Source organism: Pseudomonas sp. S8, assembly GCF_050473925.1.
GTDB lineage: Bacteria > Pseudomonadota > Gammaproteobacteria > Pseudomonadales > Pseudomonadaceae > Aquipseudomonas > Aquipseudomonas parakoreensis.
This window is the reverse complement of record NZ_JBFDVZ010000016.1, coordinates 3,330,501-3,349,869: the sequence shown is the minus strand read 5'-3', so window position 1 is coordinate 3,349,869 and position 19,369 is coordinate 3,330,501. Positions and strand designations below refer to the sequence as shown.

Annotated in this window: 16 protein-coding genes; 11 read left to right on the top strand and 5 right to left on the bottom strand. The window is 61.2% G+C overall.

The annotated features are described in order from the left end of the window. Positions 1–39: 39 nt before the first annotated feature. The 4 genes from AB1J88_RS16375 to gatC all read right to left on the bottom strand — a co-directional run bounded on the left by AB1J88_RS16375 (position 40) and on the right by gatC (position 3,777). Positions 40–414, bottom strand: coding sequence for a septal ring lytic transglycosylase RlpA family protein (locus AB1J88_RS16375; protein ID WP_041072815.1), 375 nt, complete (start codon positions 412–414; stop codon positions 40–42). 151 nt (positions 415–565) lie between these two features. Continuing rightward, the gene (gene gatB, locus AB1J88_RS16370; RefSeq protein WP_041072816.1) at positions 566–2,011 is read right to left on the bottom strand and encodes an Asp-tRNA(Asn)/Glu-tRNA(Gln) amidotransferase subunit GatB; all 1,446 of its coding nucleotides are present in this window, start codon (positions 2,009–2,011) and stop codon (positions 566–568) included. A 10-nt stretch (positions 2,012–2,021) separates the two neighbouring features. Then, a complete protein-coding gene (gene gatA / locus AB1J88_RS16365) occupies positions 2,022–3,473 on the bottom strand; it encodes an Asp-tRNA(Asn)/Glu-tRNA(Gln) amidotransferase subunit GatA (RefSeq protein ID WP_095667492.1) in 1,452 nt (483 codons plus the stop codon). A gap of 16 nt (positions 3,474–3,489) precedes the next feature. Beyond that, positions 3,490–3,777, bottom strand: a complete 288-nt coding sequence (gene gatC, locus AB1J88_RS16360; protein ID WP_003221657.1) for an Asp-tRNA(Asn)/Glu-tRNA(Gln) amidotransferase subunit GatC — start codon at positions 3,775–3,777, stop codon at positions 3,490–3,492. 211 nt (positions 3,778–3,988) lie between these two features. On the opposite strand from gatC, the gene mreB reads away from it, so the two are divergent. The 8 genes from mreB (at position 3,989) to tldD (ending at position 15,267) form a co-directional block, all read left to right on the top strand. Continuing rightward, positions 3,989–5,026 (top strand): rod shape-determining protein MreB, encoded by a 1,038-nt coding sequence (gene mreB, locus AB1J88_RS16355; RefSeq protein WP_002555108.1) that lies wholly within the window; start codon positions 3,989–3,991, stop codon positions 5,024–5,026. Between the two features lie 141 nt (positions 5,027–5,167). Beyond that, entirely contained in the window at positions 5,168–6,295 is a 1,128-nt protein-coding gene (mreC, locus tag AB1J88_RS16350) for a rod shape-determining protein MreC (protein WP_430292695.1), read from the top strand. Further along, a complete protein-coding gene (gene mreD / locus AB1J88_RS16345) occupies positions 6,295–6,786 on the top strand; it encodes a rod shape-determining protein MreD (RefSeq protein ID WP_003221660.1) in 492 nt (163 codons plus the stop codon). The genes mreC and mreD overlap by 1 nt, the downstream gene beginning before the upstream one ends. Positions 6,787–6,830: 44 nt before the next feature. Further along, complete coding sequence (locus AB1J88_RS16340; protein WP_041072825.1) at positions 6,831–7,427, top strand: Maf family protein; 597 nt, start codon at positions 6,831–6,833, stop codon at positions 7,425–7,427. A 58-nt stretch (positions 7,428–7,485) separates the two neighbouring features. Next, positions 7,486–8,943, top strand: coding sequence for a ribonuclease G (gene rng, locus AB1J88_RS16335; protein ID WP_007961585.1), 1,458 nt, complete (start codon positions 7,486–7,488; stop codon positions 8,941–8,943). 75 nt (positions 8,944–9,018) lie between these two features. Beyond that, positions 9,019–12,822, top strand: a complete 3,804-nt coding sequence (locus AB1J88_RS16330) for a YhdP family protein (protein ID WP_430291469.1) — start codon at positions 9,019–9,021, stop codon at positions 12,820–12,822. A 137-nt stretch (positions 12,823–12,959) separates the two neighbouring features. After that, complete coding sequence (locus tag AB1J88_RS16325; protein ID WP_430291468.1) at positions 12,960–13,820, top strand: carbon-nitrogen hydrolase family protein; 861 nt, start codon at positions 12,960–12,962, stop codon at positions 13,818–13,820. A gap of 4 nt (positions 13,821–13,824) precedes the next feature. Next, a complete protein-coding gene (gene tldD, locus AB1J88_RS16320; RefSeq protein ID WP_007961588.1) occupies positions 13,825–15,267 on the top strand; it encodes a metalloprotease TldD in 1,443 nt (480 codons plus the stop codon). A 106-nt stretch (positions 15,268–15,373) separates the two neighbouring features. On the opposite strand, the gene yjgA is transcribed toward tldD, so the two are convergent. Continuing rightward, positions 15,374–15,898, bottom strand: a complete 525-nt coding sequence (gene yjgA / locus AB1J88_RS16315; RefSeq protein WP_007961589.1) for a ribosome biogenesis factor YjgA — start codon at positions 15,896–15,898, stop codon at positions 15,374–15,376. Positions 15,899–16,006: 108 nt separating this feature from the next. Between yjgA and pmbA the strand changes: the two genes are divergently transcribed. From pmbA to AB1J88_RS16300, 3 genes are all read left to right on the top strand, one after another. After that, positions 16,007–17,353 (top strand): metalloprotease PmbA, encoded by a 1,347-nt coding sequence (gene pmbA, locus AB1J88_RS16310; RefSeq protein WP_027610838.1) that lies wholly within the window; start codon positions 16,007–16,009, stop codon positions 17,351–17,353. A 248-nt stretch (positions 17,354–17,601) separates the two neighbouring features. After that, positions 17,602–18,009: a FagA protein gene (locus tag AB1J88_RS16305; protein ID WP_430291466.1), complete on the top strand. Its 408-nt coding sequence runs from the start codon at positions 17,602–17,604 to the stop codon at positions 18,007–18,009. Beyond that, complete coding sequence (locus AB1J88_RS16300; protein ID WP_182403856.1) at positions 17,990–19,366, top strand: class II fumarate hydratase; 1,377 nt, start codon at positions 17,990–17,992, stop codon at positions 19,364–19,366. The genes AB1J88_RS16305 and AB1J88_RS16300 overlap by 20 nt, the downstream gene beginning before the upstream one ends. The last annotated feature ends 3 nt before the right edge of the window (positions 19,367–19,369 follow it).

Below are 19,369 nucleotides of genomic sequence, written 5' to 3'. Positions count from 1 at the left end.
AGCGGTAAATCGGCCAGAGCAAAAATGGTCAGCGCTCCATCAGTCGTCGAGGGCCTGTATGCGCACGCGTGCCGTGCCGCTGCCTAGCATGCCGAGGCGTTCGGCGGCTTCACGGGAGACATCGATCAAGCGGCCACGGGTGTGCGGGCCGCGATCATTGATGCGCACAACGCAGGATTTGTCGTTTTTCAGATTGGTGACCTTCACCCGCGTGCCGAACGGCAGTTGGCGATGGGCGGCGGTCAGGGAATTCTGGTTGAACGCTTCGCCGCTGGCGGTGCGTTTACCGTGGTGCTTGGCACCGTAATAGGAAGCGACGCCAGTCTGGTCGTAACCGTGCGGGTCGATGATGTCGTTGCTGGCGCAACCGGCGAGCAAGGAGAGCAGGGCGCAGGCGCCGAGCAGGCGTTTCATTCGAAAGCTCCACAAAACAAATGTGGAAACAACCCAATGTGGAGATCAGCTTCTGTGGTGAGGGGATAAATCCCCTCACCACAAAACCCCTTCAGCCATGGATTGTTCCCACAGGGGATGGAGCCAGGCTTCAGGTCTGGCCCCATTTGCATCAGCCTTCGAGCTTGCTTTTCAGCAGTTCGTTCACTTGCTGCGGGTTGGCCTTGCCTTTCGAAGCCTTCATGGCCTGACCCACAAAGAAGCCGAACATCTTGCCGCGTTTGGCTTCGTCTGCCGCGCGGTATTGTTCGACTTGCTCGGCGTTGGCCGCCAGCATTTCGTCCAGTACCGCCGAGATCGCGCCGCTGTCGGTCACTTGCTTGAGGCCGCGCTTGTCGATGATCTCGTCCGCCGTGCCTTCGCCGTTGGCCATCGCTTCGAACACCACTTTGGCGATCTTGCCGGAGATGGTGTTGTCCTTGATGCGCTGCAGCATGCCGCCCAACAGCTCGGCGGAGACCGGCGAGTCCTCGATGTCCAGGCCTTGCTTGTTGAGCAGGCTGCCCAACTCGACCATCACCCAGTTCGCCGCCAGTTTGGCGTCGCCACCGATGGCCGCGACTTTTTCGAAGTAGTCCGCTTGCTCACGGCTGGTGGCCAGCACGTTGGCGTCGTAGGCCGACAGACCGAACTGGCTCTGGAAGCGCTCGCGCTTTTGCGGTGGCAGTTCCGGCAGAGTGGCGCGCACCTCGCCGAGGAACGACTCTTCGATGACCACCGGCAGCAGGTCCGGATCGGGGAAGTAACGGTAGTCGTTGGCTTCCTCTTTGGAGCGCATCGGACGGGTCTCGTCCTTGTTCGGATCGTACAGACGGGTCTGCTGGATCACTTTGCCGCCGTCTTCGATCAGCTCGATCTGCCGCTGGATCTCGGAGTTGATCGCCTTCTCGATGAAGCGGAACGAGTTGACGTTCTTGATCTCGCAGCGGGTGCCGAACTCGACCTGGCCTTTCGGGCGGACCGAGACGTTGCAGTCGCAACGCAGCGAGCCTTCGGCCATGTTGCCGTCGCAGATGCCCAGGTAACGCACCAGCGCGTGGATCGCTTTGACGTAAGCCACGGCTTCCTTGGCGCTGCGCATGTCCGGCTCGGAAACGATTTCCAGCAGCGGCGTGCCGGCACGGTTCAGGTCGATGCCGGTGGCACCGTTGAATTCTTCGTGCAGGCTCTTGCCGGCGTCTTCTTCCAGGTGCGCGCGGGTGATGCCGACACGTTTGACGGTGCCGTCTTCCAGCGCGATGTCCAGGTGGCCCTTGCCGACGATCGGCAATTCCATCTGGCTGATCTGGTAGCCCTTCGGCAGGTCCGGGTAGAAGTAGTTTTTGCGGGCGAACACGTTGTGCTGACCGATCTCGGCGTCAATCGCCAGACCGAACATCACCGCCATGCGCACCGCTTCCTGGTTCAGCACCGGCAATACGCCGGGCATGCCCAGGTCGATCAGGCTGGCCTGGGTGTTCGGCTCGGAGCCGAACTGGGTGGAACTACCGGAAAAGATTTTCGACCGGGTAGTGAGCTGAGTGTGAATCTCCAGCCCGATCACGACTTCCCATTGCATGTGTGTCTCCTCAGAAGCCGGTTGGGGTGCGGGTGTGCCAGTCAGTGTTCAACTGATACTGGTGCGCAACGTTGAGCAAACGGCCTTCCTGGAAATACGGCGCAAGCAACTGCACGCCCACCGGCAGACCGTCGACAAAACCGGCCGGCATCGACAGGCCCGGCAGGCCCGCGAGGTTGGCGGTGATGGTGTAGACGTCTTCCAGATAGGCAGCGACCGGATCGCTGTTCTTCGCGCCGAGTTTCCAGGCCGGGTTCGGCGTAGTCGGGCCGAGGATGATGTCGACTTCATTAAAGGCCGCCATGAAGTCGTTTTTCACCAGGCGACGGATCTTCTGCGCTTTCAGGTAGTAGGCGTCGTAGTAACCGGCGGACAGCGCGTAGGCGCCGACCATGATCCGGCGCTGCACTTCAGGCCCGAAGCCTTCGCCACGCGAGCGCTTGTACAGGTCGATCAGGTTTTCCGGGTTCTCGCAGCGATGGCCGAAGCGCACGCCGTCGAAACGCGACAGGTTCGAAGAGGCTTCGGCCGGGGCGATCACGTAGTACGCAGGAATCGCGTGCTGCATGTTCGGCAGGCTGATTTCCTTGATCACGGCGCCGAGCTTCTGCAGCTCTTTGATGCTGTTCTGGATCAGTTCGGCGATGCGCGGGTCGAGACCGGCGCTGAAGTATTCCTTCGGCACGCCGATGCGCAGGCCTTGCAGCGAAGTGTTGAGACCCGCGGAGTAATCCGGAACCGGCTCATCGATGCTGGTGGAGTCGTTCTGGTCGAACCCGGCCATACCTTGCAACAAAATCGCGCAGTCTTCGGCCGTGCGCGCCAATGGGCCGCCCTGATCGAGGCTGGAGGCGTAAGCGATCATGCCCCAGCGCGAAACACGACCGTACGTCGGTTTCAGGCCGGTGAGGTTGGTGAATGCAGCGGGCTGACGGATCGAACCACCGGTATCGGTGGCCGTGGCCGCCGGCAACAGACGAGCGGCAACCGCCGCCGCCGAACCACCGGACGAACCACCCGGCACGTGTTCCAGGTTCCACGGGTTTTTCACCGCGCCGTACCAGCTCGACTCGTTGGCCGAACCCATGGCGAATTCGTCCATGTTGGTCTTGCCCAGCGTCACGGCGCCGGCAGCCGCGAGTTTCGCAACCACGGTGGCGTCGTACGGGGCCTTGAAGTTGTCGAGCATCTTCGAGCCGCAACTGGTGCGGATGCCCTGGGTGCAGAACAGGTCCTTGTGGGCAATCGGCGCACCGAGCAGGGCGCCGCTCTCACCGTTGGCCCGGCGCGCGTCGGCGGCTTTCGCCTGCGCAAGCGCCAGCTCTTCGGTGAGGCTGATGAAGCTGTTGAGCTGCGGATCGAGCTGGGTAATACGCGCCAGCAGGACTTTGGTCAGCTCTTCGGAGGAAAACTTTTTATCGGCGAGACCGCGGGCGATCTCGGCCAGAGTCATTTGATGCATTGCAGGCTCTTTCCCTTTAGTCGATGACTTTCGGAACCAGATACAGGCCGTTTTCGACCGCTGGTGCGATGGACTGGTAAGCCTCGCGGTGATTGGTCTCGGTCACGACGTCGGCGCGCAGGCGCTGACTGGCTTCCAGCGGGTGGGCCAAAGGCTCGATACCGTCGGTATCGACGGCCTGCATTTCGTCGACCAGCCCGAGAATGCTGTTGAGGGCGGAAGTAATGTGCGGAAGATCGGCATCATTCAGGCCAAGGCAGGCCAGATGCGCGATTTTTTCCACGTCGGAGCGTTCTAGCGCCATCGGGATTCTCCAGTGGAAAACAGAACGGACGGCGTCCGTGTGTTAGATTGTCGGAACACTACCGCACTTCTACGGTCATAAGGCCGCGATTGTGGGGCTTGGTGCACAGAAAAGCGGCCAATTTAACATATTGGCGCCTTGCCCAAAATCCCTGTCGTTGTTAGAGTTTGCCGCACTTTTTTACCCACGCGTTGCCTAGGGTCCCTTTCCCATGTTCAAGAAACTGCGTGGCATGTTTTCCAGCGATCTCTCCATTGACCTGGGCACTGCCAACACCCTTATTTACGTGCGCGAGCGCGGTATCGTCCTGAATGAGCCATCGGTTGTGGCCATTCGGACACACGGTAACCAGAAAAGTGTCGTCGCTGTCGGCACCGAAGCCAAGCGCATGCTCGGCCGTACGCCGGGCAACATTGCTGCCATTCGTCCGATGAAGGACGGCGTGATTGCCGACTTCAGCGTCTGCGAAAAGATGCTGCAATACTTTATCAACAAGGTTCACGAAAACAGCTTTCTGCAGCCCAGCCCTCGTGTGCTGATCTGCGTTCCATGCAAATCCACCCAGGTTGAGCGTCGTGCCATCCGTGAATCGGCCCTTGGTGCCGGTGCCCGTGAAGTGTTCCTGATCGAAGAGCCGATGGCTGCTGCGATCGGTGCCGGCCTGCCGGTTGAAGAGGCCCGTGGCTCGATGGTCGTCGATATCGGTGGTGGTACCACTGAAATCGCGCTGATCTCCCTGAACGGTGTGGTCTATGCCGAATCCGTCCGCGTGGGCGGCGACCGCTTCGACGAAGCGATCATCACCTACGTGCGCCGTAACTACGGCAGCCTGATCGGTGAATCGACGGCCGAGCGCATCAAGCAGGAAATCGGTACGGCCTACCCGGGCGGCGAAGTTCGCGAAGTCGACGTTCGCGGTCGCAACCTGGCCGAAGGCGTTCCACGCGCATTCACCCTGAACTCCAACGAAGTGCTGGAAGCTCTGCAAGAGTCTCTGGCAACCATCGTTCAGGCCGTGAAAAGCGCCCTGGAGCAATCGCCGCCGGAACTGGCTTCCGACATCGCCGAGCGTGGTCTGGTGCTGACCGGTGGTGGCGCGCTGCTGCGTGACCTCGACAAGTTGCTGGCCCAGGAAACCGGTCTGCCGGTGATCGTTGCCGAAGACCCGCTGACCTGCGTTGCTCGCGGCGGTGGCCGTGCATTGGAAATGATGGACAAGCACACCATGGATCTGCTCTCCAGCGAATAAGCGCTGGGTTGCAATACGTGGGTGAGCGCACAGGCAGCACTTTGCAGTGCTGCCTGTTGGCGTTTATCTTCTGTCAGTCTTCATCCAGGCCGGTTTGATGCCGTATGAATAAACAGAACATTTGCCTGGGAGGAGCGGCTTATTAAACCGCTTTTCGCCAAGGGCCCTTCGTTGGGCGTGCGCCTGTTGGTGCTGGCCGTGCTGTCGGTCGCGCTGATGGTGGTCGATGCCCGCTTCAGTCTGCTCAAGCCTGCACGCAGCCAGATGTCGCTGGTGCTGATGGACGCCTACTGGATCACCGACCTGCCCGGCCGGTTGTGGGACGGTGTCGCCAGTCAGTTTGGCAGTCGCACCGAGCTGGTCGCCGAAAACGAAAAACTCAAGACCGAGAATCTGCTGTTGCAGGGCCGCATGCAAAAGCTCGCCGCTCTCACCGAGCAGAACGTGCGGCTGCGCGAGCTGCTCAATTCCTCCGCACTGGTCAACGAAAAGGTCGAAGTGGCCGAGCTGATCGGCATGGACCCCAATCCCTTCACCCATCGCATCATCATCAATAAGGGTGAGCGCGATGGCGTGGTGCTCGGTCAGCCGGTGCTCGATGCACGCGGGCTGATGGGCCAGGTGGTCGAGTTGATGCCGTACACCTCCCGTGTGCTGCTGCTGACCGACACCACGCACAGCATTCCTGTCCAGGTGAACCGTAACGGTCTGCGGGCGATTGCCAGCGGCACCGGCAACCCGGAACGTCTGGAACTGCGGCACGTCGCCGATACCGCTGACATCAAGGAAGGCGATCTGCTGGTCAGCTCCGGCCTCGGGCAGCGCTTCCCGGCCGGTTATCCGGTGGCAACGGTCAAGGAAGTCATCCACGACTCCGGTCAGCCTTTCGCGATTGTCCGTGCGGTGCCGACCGCTGCGTTGAACCGCAGCCGTTATCTGCTGCTGGTATTCAGCGACAACCGCACCGCCGAAGAGCGCGCCAACGATGCGGCGCAGGCTCAGGAAAATCTTGATGCGCAGGGCGGTGGACCGGTGATTCCGGCCACGGTGCCGAAAACCGTGACACCGCCTGCAGCGGTACCTGCGCCGGCCGCGACCGCCACGCCGGCAGTCAGTGCTACGCCGGCCAAACCGGTCGCCAGCAAGCCCCCTGCCAAACCAACTGCAGCCACGCCCGCGAATAGCCGGCCTGCACCGTCCCAGCCGGCGGTTCGACCAGCGGCCAAACCGCCTGTCACCACGCCGGCCAACACCGGGAGACAAGAATAATGGTCGGGGCTACCGCTTCGCGTAACGGTTGGATGGTCTGGCTGACGTTTCTCATCGGCCTGCTGCTCAGTGTGTCGCCGATGCCGCAATTCATGGAGATCCTGCGCCCGCTGTGGCTGGCGCTGCTTCTGGCGTTCTGGGCTCTGGCCCTGCCGCAAACGGTCGGCATGGTGACCGCGTTTTGCCTGGGACTGGCCGAAGACGTGCTGTACGGCACGCTGCTTGGGCAGAACGCGTTGATCCTGACGCTGATCACCTTCCTGGTGCTGTCGTTGCAGCAGCGTCTGCGGATGTTCCCGATGTGGCAGCAATGCCTGGTGATCCTGGTGATCTTCGGCCTCGCTCAGCTGGTTCAACTGTGGCTCAGCGCGCTGACCGGCAACCGCCAGCCAACGCTGGCACTGGTGCTGCCGGCATTGACCAGCGCGTTGCTCTGGCCCTGGGTCAGCTTCGCTTTGCGTGGATTGCGCCGGCGCTACAAAATCAACTGATTCGGTCAGGCATGTGCCCGCACCTCGACAAGGGAGATGTCTTGATGAAGCCGCTTTACCTCGCCTCTGGTTCGCCGCGCCGGCGTGAATTGCTCACGCAGATCGGCGTGCCGTTCTCCGCCATCAGTGCGGAAATCGACGAAACCCCGCTTGCCGAAGAATCGCCTTCGGCCTATGTCGAGCGCCTGGCGCGTGGCAAGGCCGAGGCCGGTCGACGCGCGCTCGCCTGCGACGCGGCGTTTTGCGTACTGGGGGCGGACACTGCCGTGGTCCTCGACGGTAAAATTCTTGGCAAACCGGTGGACGAAGTCGACGCATGCGCCATGCTGATGATGTTGTCCGGCAAGGAGCATGAAGTGCTGACCGCCATCGCTGTGCTGGAAGGCCAGCATTGCGAGTCGCGCGTGGTGCGCAGTCTGGTGCGCTTCCGCCCGATCAGCCGCGAAGAGGCGGCGGCCTACTGGGCCAGTGGCGAGCCTCGGGACAAGGCCGGCGGTTATGGCATTCAGGGCCTCGGCGCGGTGTTTGTCGCCGGGCTCAATGGCAGCTATTCGGCGGTGGTCGGGCTGCCGGTTTGCGAAACCGCAGAACTGTTGGGCCATTTCGGCATACCCTGTTGGCAAAACCTGAACGCGCAATGAGCGTCGTATGGATCAAGATGCGGCCATTATCGTGAACATGCCTGAACGAGACCCTGCCATGAGTGAAGAGATTCTGATCAACATCACGCCGATGGAATCGCGCGTGGCGGTGGTCGAAAACGGTGTGCTGCAAGAAGTCCACGTTGAGCGCACGCAAAAACGCGGGATCGTCGGCAACATCTATAAAGGCAAGATCGTCAGGGTGCTGCCGGGCATGCAGGCGGCATTTGTCGATATCGGTCTGGACCGTGCGGCATTCATTCACGCCTCGGAAATCTCCCTGCGCGAAGGCCCGGCGGTGGAAAGCATCAGCGCGCTGGTGCATGAAGGCCAGAGCCTGGTGGTGCAAGTCACCAAGGATCCGATCGGTTCGAAAGGCGCACGTTTGACCACCCAGCTGTCGATCCCGTCGCGCTATCTGGTGTACATGCCGCGCACCGCCCATGTCGGCATTTCCCTGAAGATCGAAGACGAAGCCGAGCGCGAGCGCCTCAAGCAGGTGGTCAGCGATTGCGTGGCCAAGGAAGGAATCAAGGAGGCCGGTGGCTTCATCCTGCGTACCGCCGCCGAAGGCGCCGGGGCCGATGAAATCCTCATGGACATCCGCTACCTGCGGCGCCTGTGGGACCAGATCAATGCGCAGATCCAGACCATCGGCGCACCGAGCGTGATCTACGAAGACCTCGGTCTGGCGCTGCGTACCCTGCGCGATCTGGTCAGCCCGAAGATCGAGAAAATCCGCATCGACTCCCGGGAAACCTTCCAGAAAACCACGCAGTTTGTCGCCGAACTGATGCCGGAAATCGCCGATCGTCTGGAGCACTACCCGGGTGAGCGACCGATTTTCGACCTGTATGGCGTCGAAGACGAAATCCAGAAAGCCCTCGAGCGCAAAGTGCCGCTCAAGTCCGGTGGTTATCTGGTGGTCGATCCGGCGGAAGCCATGACCACCATCGACGTCAACACCGGGGCCTTCGTCGGCCATCGCAACCTTGAAGAAACCATCTTCAAGACCAACCTCGAAGCCGCCACCGCGATTGCCCGGCAGATGCGCCTGCGCAATCTGGGCGGGATCATCATCATCGACTTCATCGACATGGAAGATGAGGAGCATCAGCGCCAGGTGCTGCGCACCCTGGAAAAACAGCTCGAACGTGATCACGCCAAGACCAACATCATCGGCATCACCGAGTTGGGCCTGGTGCAGATGACCCGCAAGCGCACCCGTGAAAGCCTTGAGCAAGTGCTGTGCGAGCCGTGCAGCAGCTGTCAGGGGCGCGGCAAGCTGAAGACTCCGGAAACCATCTGTTACGAGATCTTCCGCGAAATTCTGCGCGAGGCCCGCGCTTATCAGGCCGAGGGGTACCGGGTGTTGGCGAACCAGAAAGTGGTGGATCGCCTGCTCGATGAAGAATCCGGTAACGTCGCCGAGCTTGAAGGTTTCATCGGTCGAACCATACGCTTTCAGGTCGAAACCATGTATTCCCAGGAACAATATGATGTGGTGCTGCTCTGATCCCCTGCAGCACATTTAATCCACAACGGCTGGCCTCAGCTTTTCGCAGTTTTTTCGCCATGGGAGCCAACTGACATGGAGCGTCTGACACGCATTTTGGCCGCACTTACCCGCTGGGGACTGGGCCTGTGCGCGTTGGTTCTGGTGCTGTTGGCGTTGTACGTCAGCCTCGGTCGGGAATTGACGCCGCTGGTGGCGGAGTACCGCACCGACATCGAAGACAAGGCCAGTGCCGCGCTCGGCATGCCGTTGCAGATCGGCGAACTGGAAGGTGACTGGAGCGGATTTGCACCGATCCTGCTGGCCCATGACGTGATGGTCGGTGACGGCGCGAATGCCTTGCGTCTGGACCGCGTACGTGTGGTGCCGGATCTCTGGGGCAGCCTGCTGGCGCGCGAAGTGCGTATCGCCCATCTGGAATTGAACGGTCTGAAAATCAGCGTCAAGGAAGCGCAGGACGGTACATGGTCGCTGGAAGGCCTGCCGGTGCAGAACGACCAGCCGCTGGATCCCGAACAACTGTTCAAGCGCTCGCAGATCGTTCAGCAATTGTCGGTGCTCGACAGTCAGGTGACCGTGCAGCCGCTGGACCATGCGCCGATGACCTTCACCTACGTCGGCCTCAATCTGAAAACCGGCAGCAGCCGGCAGCGCCTCGACGCTCGTCTGACTTTGCCCGACGGGCAGCCGATGGCGATGAGCCTGCGAACACGGATTCGCCCGTCCCGACTGCCGGACAGCTCGGTGGAAGGCTATGTCAGCCTGCCGCAAAGCGACTGGTCGAAGTGGTTGCCCGAGCGTTTGACCCAGCAATGGAATTTTTCCGAGATCAAAGCGGGCGGCGAGTTGTGGGTGAACTGGAACGACGGCGCCCTGCAAAGCGCCGCTGTCCGTTTGAACGCACCGCAGGTGACCGGCGCTTATGCCGAGCGCAAGCCGATCAAGATCAGCAATCTGGCGCTCAATGGCTATTACCAGCGCGACGATGACGGCGCCACCGTTACGCTTGATTCGCTGGCGATGAGTTTTGGCGAAACCCGCTGGGAAACTCACGTGCAGCTCAAGCAGACGGCAGCCACTGATGCAGTCGACGAGCTGTGGCATCTGCAGGCTGACCGCCTCGATTTGCAGCCGGTCACCCCGTTGCTGAATGCACTGGGGCCGCTGCCTGAAGGCTTCGCCACGGTTGTCGACCACCTGAAAGTGACCGGCGGGTTGCGCAACGTGTTGCTGGATTTTCGCCCCAACGCTACCGATGGCTCGAAATTCGGCTTCGCGGCCAATCTGGATAAAGTCGGGTTCGACGCCTATCACGGCGCCCCGGCGGCGCGAAACGTCAGTGGCAGCCTCAGCGGCAACCTCGACGGCGGCGAGCTGCGCCTGGACAGCAAGGATTTCGTCCTGCACCTCGACCCGATCTTCGCCAAGCCATGGCAATACATTCAGGCCAATGCCCGGCTGACCTGGAAGCTCGACAAAGAAGGTTTCACCCTGATCGCGCCTTACCTGAAAGTGCTGGGCGAGGAGGGCAAAATTGCTGGCGATTTCCTGATCCGCCTGCACTTCGACCATAGCCAGGAAGACTACATGGACCTGCGCGTCGGGCTGGTCGATGGCGACGGTCGCTACACCGCCAAATACCTGCCCGAAGTCTTGAGTCCGGCCCTCGACGAGTGGCTGCGCACGGCGATCCTCAAAGGCGCGGTGGACCAGGGTTTTTTCCAGTATCAGGGTTCGCTGAGCAAAAATGCCAAGGATGTCGATCGCAGCATCAGCCTGTTCTTCAAGGTGCATGACGCCGAGCTGGCGTTCCAGCCGGGCTGGCCGCACGTGAGCAAGGTCAGTGGCGACGTGTTCATCGAGGACAGCGGCGTGCGCATCGTGGCCGACAAGGGGCAGTTGCTCGACACCCAGGTCAGCGACGTTTTCGTCAATATTCCCCATGTCCCGGCAGGGCAGCATACGCATCTGTTCCTCGACGGCGGGTTTGCCGGTGGGTTGGGTGATGGCCTGAAAATTCTCCAGACTGCACCGATCGGCACTGGCGAAACGTTTGCCGGCTGGGAAGGCGAGGGCGATCTGCAGGGCAAGGTCAAACTCGATATCCCGCTGGAAAAGGGCGATTTGCCGAAGATCCTCGTCGACTTCAAGACTGCCAATGCGCGCTTGAAACTGGCGGAGCCGAAACTTGAGCTGAGCCAGCTCAAAGGCGATTTCCGTTTCGACAGCGCCAAAGGATTGAGTGGGCAGAACATCGCCGCCAAGGCTTTTGACAAGCCGGTGACCGCGCAGATTTTCGCGGATGGCAGCCCGGGCAAGCTCAAGACGCGGGTCTCGGCTTCCGGGCAGGTCGAGGTCAAGAAACTCACTGACTGGCTGGGCGTGACTCAACCGTTGCCGGTGTCTGGGACCCTTCCCTATCAGTTGCAGGTCAACCTCGACGGCACTGACAGTCAACTGACGGTCAGTTCCAGCATGAAAGGCGTCGCGGTGGATCTGCCGGCGCCGTTCGGCATGTCGGCCCAGCAAGGGCGTGACACGGTGTTCCGCATGAGCTTGCAAGGTCCGGAGCGACGTTTTTGGGTCAGTTACGATCAACTGGCCAGCTTCACCTTCGCCGCACCGCCGAGCAATTTCGCCGATGGTCGTGGCGAGCTGTTTCTCGGTACTGGCGACGCAGTCCTGCCGGACGCCAAAGGCCTGCGCATACGCGGTGTGCTGTCGGAGCTGGACGTCGCGCCGTGGCAGGACCTGGTCAATAAATACGCCGGTAACGACCCGGGTGGCAGCGCCAAGCAATTACTCAACAGTGCCGACTTCAAGGTGGGCAAGCTCACCGCATTCGGCACCACCCTCGATCAGGCGGCAGTTCAGGTCAATCGCAAACCGTGGGCGTGGAATCTGGCGCTCGACAGCCAGCAGGCCAAAGGCTCGGCCAGTCTTCCCGATGCCAAGGGCGCACCGATCGCGGTCAATCTGCAATACGTGCGGCTGCCGGCACCGGATCCGACGGTGCAGGCCGACGAGAACTCGCCTGATCCGCTGGTTTCCGTCGACCCGACGAAGATTCCCGCGCTGGACATCACCATCAATCAATTGTTTCTCGGTGCGGATCTGGTAGGCGGCTGGTCGCTCAAGGTACGGCCAACGGCCAAAGGCATCGCCCTGAACAATATGGACATGGGCCTCAAGGGCATCCTGTTGCAAGGCAATGGCGGCTGGGAAGGTATCCCGGGTTCGACCAACAGCTGGTTCAAGGGCCGGATCAGCGGCAAGAACCTTGCCGATGTGCTTAAGGGCTGGGGCTTCGCGCCGAGCGTGACCAGTGAAGAATTCCACATGGACGTCGATGGCCGCTGGCCGGGGTCGCCGGCGTGGCTGGCGACCAAGCGTTTCTCCGGCACGCTGGATGCCTCGCTGAATAAAGGTCAGTTCGTTGAAGTGGAGGGCGGCGCGCAGGCGTTGCGGGTGTTCGGTCTGCTCAACTTCAATTCCATTGGGCGCCGTCTGCGTCTGGACTTCTCCGACTTGTTTGGCAAAGGCTTGAGCTACGACCGGGTCAAGGGCTTGTTGGTGGCCAATAGCGGCGTGTATGTCACCCGCGAGCCGATTCGGCTGACCGGTCCTTCAAGCAATCTTGAGCTGGACGGTACGCTGGATCTGGTTGGCGATCAGGTCGATGCAAAATTGCTGGTGACCTTGCCGGTGACCAACAATCTGCCGATCGCCGCGCTGATTGTCGGCGCGCCAGCGGTCGGCGGGGCATTGTTTCTCATCGACAAGCTGATCGGTGACCGCGTGGCACGCTTCGCCAGCGTCAAATACACCGTCAAGGGCCCGTGGAAAGAGCCGAAAATCACCTTCGACAAGCCTTTTTGAGTAGCATGAGGCTTTTCCCCGTGTAGGAGCTGCCGCAGGCTGCGATCTTTTGATCTGGTTTTAAAAAGCACAATCGAAAGATCGCAGCCTGCGGCAGCTCCTACAGTGATAAGTGGACTCCCTGTCAGGAAGCGGCCATGTCTTTAGCGGTGATTCAAATGGTCAGCCAGAGCGATGTGCTGGCCAATCTGGCGCAGGCTCGAAGCCTGCTCGAACAGGCTGCGGCCGGCGGCGCGAAGCTGGCGGTGCTGCCGGAAAACTTCGCCGCCATGGGCCGTCGCGACATCGCCGACATCGGCCGTGCCGAAGCGCTTGGCGAAGGTCCGATCCTGCCATGGTTGAAACAGACCGCCCGCGACCTCAAGTTATGGATAGTGGCCGGCACCTTGCCGTTGCCGCCGCTTGGGCAACCGGACGCCAAGTCGCATGCCTGTTCGCTGCTGGTCAATGATCAGGGTGAAACCGTGGCGCGGTATGACAAGTTGCATCTGTTCGATGTTGATGTGGCGGACAATCGCGGGCGGTATCGCGAATCCGATGACTATGCTTATGGCAGTGGCGTAGTGGTCGCAGACACGCCGGTTGGCCGAGTCGGCCTGACCGTGTGTTACGACCTGCGCTTTCCGGAGCTGTACAGCGAATTGCGCGCCGCTGGTGCCGAGTTGATCACCGCCCCGTCGGCCTTCACCGCTGTGACCGGAGCAGCGCACTGGGAGGTGCTGATTCGCGCCCGGGCCATCGAAACGCAGTGTTATGTATTGGCGGCAGCGCAGGGCGGGACTCACCCGGGACCGCGTGAAACCTTCGGTCATGCGGCGATTGTCGACCCGTGGGGCCGTGTGCTGGCGCATCAGGATCAAGGCGAGGCGGTATTGTTGGCCGCACGCGACAGTGACGAACAAGCGTCTATCAGGGCGCGAATGCCGGTGACCCGTCATCGGCGGTTTTTCTCGCAGGGCGCCCAGCGGCCTGCTTCAGAACATGAATTTAAGGCGTAAACCTATGAGCGAGTTGTTGTCCTCAGTCAGTGATCACCTGTTGGCGCCCGGCGGCGTGACCATCGAGAGCCTGCAAGGCGTGCTCGGCGATCTGGCCGGCCCGGGCATCGATGCTGCCGATCTGTATTTCCAGGGCCAGATCTCTGAGTCGTGGTCGCTGGAAGACGGTATCGTCAAGGAAGGCAGCTTCAACCTCGACCAAGGTGTTGGCGTGCGTGCGCAGTCCGGCGAGAAAACCGGTTTTGCCTACAGCAACGCGATCACCCTCGAAGCCCTGGGCGCTGCGGCCCGTGCCGCCCGCTCGATCTCCCGCGCCGGGCAGAACGGCACGGTGCAGGCGTTCAGCACTCAGGATGTCGCGCAGTTGTATGCGCCGGATAATCCGCTGGAAGTGCTGAGCCGCGCCGAGAAAGTCGAGCTGCTCAAGCGCATCGACGTCGCCACCCGCGCCCTCGATCCACGGATTCAGCAGGTCAGCGTGAGCATGGCCGGGGTCTGGGAACGGATTCTGGTGGCGTCCACCGACGGTGGCCTGGCCGCTGATGTGCGTCCACTGGTACGTTTCAACGTCAGCGTGATCGTCGAGCAGAATGGCCGTCGCGAGCGCGGCGGGCATGGCGGTGGCGGGCGTACCGATTACCGCTATTTCCTCGCCGAAGACCGCGCCATGGGCTATGCCCGTGAGGCGCTGCGTCAGGCGCTGGTGAACCTGGAAGCGATTCCGGCACCGGCCGGCACTTTGCCTGTCGTCCTCGGTTCGGGTTGGTCCGGCGTGCTCCTGCACGAAGCGGTCGGCCACGGTCTGGAGGGGGATTTCAACCGCAAGGGCAGTTCGGCCTACAGCGGGCGAATGGGCGAAATGGTCGCCTCCAAACTGTGCACCATCGTCGATGATGGCACCTTGAGCGGCCGTCGCGGTTCGCTGAGCGTCGACGACGAAGGCACTCCGACCGAGTGCACCACGCTGATCGAGAACGGTGTGCTCAAGGGTTACATGCAGGACAAGCTCAACGCGCGCCTGATGGGTGTAGCCCGTACCGGCAACGGTCGTCGTGAGTCATACGCGCATCTGCCGATGCCGCGCATGACCAACACCTACATGCTCGGTGGCGAAAGCGATCCGGCGGAAATCATCGCATCGGTGAAGAAAGGCATCTACTGCGCCAACCTCGGCGGCGGTCAGGTCGACATCACCAGCGGCAAGTTCGTGTTCTCCACCAGTGAGGCGTACCTGATCGAGGACGGCAAGATCACCGCACCGGTCAAGGGCGCGACGTTGATCGGCAATGGTCCTGAGGCGATGAGCCGAGTGTCGATGGTCGGTAACGATCTGGCACTGGACAGCGGTGTGGGCACGTGCGGCAAGGACGGGCAGTCGGTACCGGTGGGTGTCGGTCAGCCGACGCTGAAGATCGATGCGATTACCGTGGGGGGCACGGGCGCATAAACAAAAAAGCTGTAGGAGCTGCCGCAGGCTGCGATCTTTTGATCTTGCTTTTAACAATCAAAGTCAAAAGATCGCAGCCTGCGGCAGCTCCTACAGGGGCGAGATATCAACGCAGACCGCGTTGCGTATCGTCCAGCTCACGGATGTACTTGAAGATCTTGCGGCTGGAAGCAGGAGGTTTGTTGTGTGCAACCTCGTGCTGAGCCTGACGGATCAGCGACCGCAGTTGCTGGCGATCGGCGTCCGGGTATTCGACGACGAATTTCTCCAGCACGGCATCGTCACCGGCGATCAGCCGGTCACGCCAGCGTTCGAGATTGTGGAAACGCTCGTTGTACTGACGGGTGGAGGCATCGAGTTGATCGAGCAGGACCAGAATCGCGTCAGTGTCCTGATCGCGCATCAGTTTGCCGATGAACTGCAGGTGCCGTTTACGCGCGATGTTCGCGGTGTGCTTCGGCGCATCGGCCAGGGCCCGGCGCAGAGCGTCGGTCAATGGCAGTTTTGCCTGCAAGTCGGGCTTGAGTGTTGTAAGGCGCTCGCCAAGGTCAACCAGAGCATGCAGCTCGCGTTTGACCTGAGATTTGCTTTTTTCTCCCGTATCGAGGGAGTCGTCGTAAGAATCAACCATGGTGGCAGTCCGCAAAGAAACGCCGCCATGATAACCAGTCGGGGGCCGCTTGTCCGGCCCGGTCGCTCGATGACCCCAGCCGAAAGCAGAATTTGAGTGGAGATGAGCATGAGTGCAGTTCAAAGCGTCGGTCCGCAAGCATTGCCGGCACTGCAGGAACAGGTCGAGCAGATCATCGCCGAAGCCAAGCGTCAGGGCGCCAGTGCCTGCGAAGTCGCGGTGTCGCTGGAGCAGGGTTTGTCGACCTCGGTGCGTCAGCGTGAGGTCGAGACGGTCGAGTTCAATCGCGACCAGGGCTTTGGCATCACCCTGTACGTCGGCCAGCGCAAAGGCTCGGCCAGCACCTCCGCCACCGGGCCGGATGCGATTCGTGAAACCGTTGCTGCCGCACTGGCGATCGCCAAACACACCTCTGAAGACGAAGCCTCGGGCCTCGCCGATGCCGCGTTGATGGCCAGGGATGTGCAGGATTTCGACCTGTTCCACGAATGGGACATCACCCCGGAGCAGGCGATCGAGAAGGCGTTGCTCTGTGAAGCCGCCGCATTCGACGCCGATGCGCGAATCAAGAACGCCGACGGCACCACCCTCAGCACCCATCAGGGCTGCCGCGTGTATGGCAACAGCCACGGTTTCATCGGCGGTTACGCGTCGACCCGGCACAGCCTGAGCTGCGTGATGATCGCCGAAGCCGATGGCCAGATGCAGCGCGATTACTGGTATGACGTCAATCGTCAGGGCAGCCTGCTGGCGGATCCGGTGAGCATCGGCCAGCGTGCCGCGCAACGCGCCGCGAGTCGTCTGGGCGCGCGTCCGGTGCCGACCTGCGAAGTGCCGGTGTTGTTTTCTGCCGAGCTGGCGGGCGGGTTGTTCGGCAGCTTTCTGTCAGCGGTCTCCGGCGGCAGTCTGTATCGCAAATCGTCGTTCCTCGAAGGCACGCTGGGGCAGAAGCTGTTTCCGGAATGGCTGACCATCGATGAGCGTCCACATCTGATGCGCGCCATGGGCAGTGCGTCTTACGACGGTGATGGCTTGGCCACCTACGCCAAACCGTTCGTCGAAAAGGGCGAATTGGTGTCGTACATCCTCGGCACGTACTCCGGGCGCAAACTCGGCATGCCAAGCACCGCCAACGCGGGGGGCGTGCATAACCTGTTCGTGACGCATGGTGATGAAGATCAGGCGGCGCTGTTGAAGCGCATGGGCCGTGGCCTGTTGGTTACCGAATTGATGGGTCATGGTTTGAACATGGTCACCGGCGATTATTCGCGCGGAGCGGCGGGGTTCTGGGTCGAGAATGGCGAAATCCAGTTCGCCGTGCAGGAAGTGACCATCGCCGGCAACATGCGCGACATGTTCAAGCAGATCGTCGCTGTCGGTAATGATCTGGAACTGCGCAGCAACATTCGCACAGGCTCGGTGTTGATCGAGCGGATGACTGTCGCGGGCAGCTAAGCCCCAGCGGTCAGACAAGAAAGGCGCGCCACCTCATCGGGTGGCGCGCCTTTTTTCTTGGCTCCACACAAAACCTTGTGGGAGCGAGCCTGCTCGCGAAAGCGATAGCAGCCGACCGCAGCGGCGACTGACACGACGCCTTCGCGAGCAGGCTCGCTCCCACAATGGAGTTTGTGTAACCAAGCGCTCTTGTTTTGGTTCTCATTATCATCTAATAATTAATCTCATCTCCGAACGAGTCCCGGATCATGAGTTCTGCCTTGCACGAGCAGCCATACCTCGAAAGCTGGCGCTGGATGAGTCGCCAGATCCGTTGCGCGATGGATCCTGACGAACCGCGCCTGATCGAACATTACCTGGCCGAAGGCCATTATCTGGCCTGCTGCACGGCGACTTCCCCGTGGACCATCGCTGAAACCTCCTTCCGTTTGCTGCTCGACACAGCCTGCGACATCGCGTTGCCATGGCACTGGCGCAGCTTGTGTCTCGATCAAGCCTGGCGCCCGCTGCGTGAAATGGAGCGCCTGTCGCTGTGCAACTGCCGACTCCAGCGTTGGCAGCGCTACACCTGGCAACTGGCAACCTGCGAGTTGCAACCCTCGATTCCTCTCATTGAATCAGTCCAAGGATTTTCAGATGACCAAGACTCGTATTGAGCGCGACAGCATGGGCGAACTGCAGGTGCCGGTGGACGCTCTCTACGGCGCGCAAACCCAGCGCGCAGTGGATAACTTCCCGATTAGCGGCAAACCGATGCCAACGCAATTCATCCGTGCGCTGATCCTCGCCAAAGCCGCCGCCGCGCGGGCCAACGTCGAACTCAACCAGCTCAGCGCCTCGCAAGGCAAGGCCATCAGCGACGCCGCGCAAGGCCTGCTCGAAGGCGATTTCATGCAGCATTTCCCGGTGGATATCTTCCAGACCGGTTCCGGCACCAGCTCCAACATGAACGCCAACGAAGTGATCGCGACCCTCGCCAGTCGCCTGCTTGGCGAGCCGGTCAACCCGAACGATCACGTCAACTGCGGCCAGAGCAGCAACGACATCATCCCGACCACCATTCACGTCAGCGCCGCCCTGGCGTTGCACGAACAACTCTTGCCGGCGTTGCTGCACCTGGTGCAGGTCATCGAAAACAAAGCCGTGCAAGTGCATCACCACGTCAAAACCGGTCGCACCCATTTGATGGATGCGATGCCGGTGCGCATGAGTCAGGTGCTCAACGGTTGGGCGCAGCAACTCAAGGCCAACATCGCCCACCTGCAGGATCTTCTGCCGAGCCTGCAATCGCTGGCGCAGGGTGGCACGGCCGTCGGCACCGGGATCAATGCGCACCCGGAATTCGCCGCGCGTTTCAGCCGCCAATTAAGCCAGCTGACCCATGTGCAATTCACTCCGGGCAAGGATCTGTTCGCCCTGATCGGCTCGCAGGACACCGCCGTCGCTGTCTCCGGCCAGCTCAAGGCCATTGCCGTGTCGCTGATGAAAATCGCCAACGACTTGCGCTGGATGAACTCCGGCCCGCTCGCCGGTCTCGGTGAAATCGAGCTGGAAGCTTTGCAGCCGGGCTCCTCAATCATGCCGGGCAAGGTCAATCCGGTGATCCCGGAAGCCACCGCGATGGTCGCCGCGCAAGTCATCGGCAACGATTCGGTGATCACCATCGCCGGCCAATCGGGCAACTTCGAGCTGAACGTGATGCTGCCGATCATCGCCCAGAACCTGTTGAGCAGCATCGAACTGCTGGCCAACGCCAGCCGTCTGCTCGGCGACAAAGCCATCGCCAGCTTCAAGGTCAACGAGTCGCGGCTCAAGGAAGCGCTGTCGCGCAACCCGATTCTGGTCACCGCGCTCAACCCGATCATCGGTTACCAGAAAGCCGCGGAAATCGCCAAGCAGGCCTACAAACAGGGGCGCCCGGTGATTGACGTCGCGCTGGAGCACACCGATCTGTCGCGCAGCCAACTGGAAGAGTTACTCAACCCCGAGAAACTCACCGCCGGCGGCGTATAAACC

Excerpts from the sequence above, each read along its gene's own strand:
- pmbA (WP_027610838.1), top strand. The coding sequence starts at position 16,007 with ATGAGTGCAGTTCAAAGCGTCGGTCCGCAAGCATTGCCGGCACTGCAG.
- AB1J88_RS16340 (WP_041072825.1), top strand. The coding sequence starts at position 6,831 with ATGAAGCCGCTTTACCTCGCCTCTGGTTCGCCGCGCCGGCGTGAATTG.
- AB1J88_RS16330 (WP_430291469.1), top strand. The coding sequence starts at position 9,019 with ATGGAGCGTCTGACACGCATTTTGGCCGCACTTACCCGCTGGGGACTG.
- mreB (WP_002555108.1), top strand. The coding sequence starts at position 3,989 with ATGTTCAAGAAACTGCGTGGCATGTTTTCCAGCGATCTCTCCATTGAC.
- tldD (WP_007961588.1), top strand. The coding sequence starts at position 13,825 with ATGAGCGAGTTGTTGTCCTCAGTCAGTGATCACCTGTTGGCGCCCGGC.
- rng (WP_007961585.1), top strand. The coding sequence starts at position 7,486 with ATGAGTGAAGAGATTCTGATCAACATCACGCCGATGGAATCGCGCGTG.
- AB1J88_RS16375 (WP_041072815.1), bottom strand. The coding sequence starts at position 414 with ATGAAACGCCTGCTCGGCGCCTGCGCCCTGCTCTCCTTGCTCGCCGGT.
- mreD (WP_003221660.1), top strand. The coding sequence starts at position 6,295 with ATGGTCGGGGCTACCGCTTCGCGTAACGGTTGGATGGTCTGGCTGACG.
- AB1J88_RS16305 (WP_430291466.1), top strand. The coding sequence starts at position 17,602 with ATGAGTTCTGCCTTGCACGAGCAGCCATACCTCGAAAGCTGGCGCTGG.
- yjgA (WP_007961589.1), bottom strand. The coding sequence starts at position 15,898 with ATGGTTGATTCTTACGACGACTCCCTCGATACGGGAGAAAAAAGCAAA.
- AB1J88_RS16300 (WP_182403856.1), top strand. The coding sequence starts at position 17,990 with ATGACCAAGACTCGTATTGAGCGCGACAGCATGGGCGAACTGCAGGTG.
- gatB (WP_041072816.1), bottom strand. The coding sequence starts at position 2,011 with ATGCAATGGGAAGTCGTGATCGGGCTGGAGATTCACACTCAGCTCACT.
- AB1J88_RS16325 (WP_430291468.1), top strand. The coding sequence starts at position 12,960 with ATGTCTTTAGCGGTGATTCAAATGGTCAGCCAGAGCGATGTGCTGGCC.
- gatA (WP_095667492.1), bottom strand. The coding sequence starts at position 3,473 with ATGCATCAAATGACTCTGGCCGAGATCGCCCGCGGTCTCGCCGATAAA.
- gatC (WP_003221657.1), bottom strand. The coding sequence starts at position 3,777 with ATGGCGCTAGAACGCTCCGACGTGGAAAAAATCGCGCATCTGGCCTGC.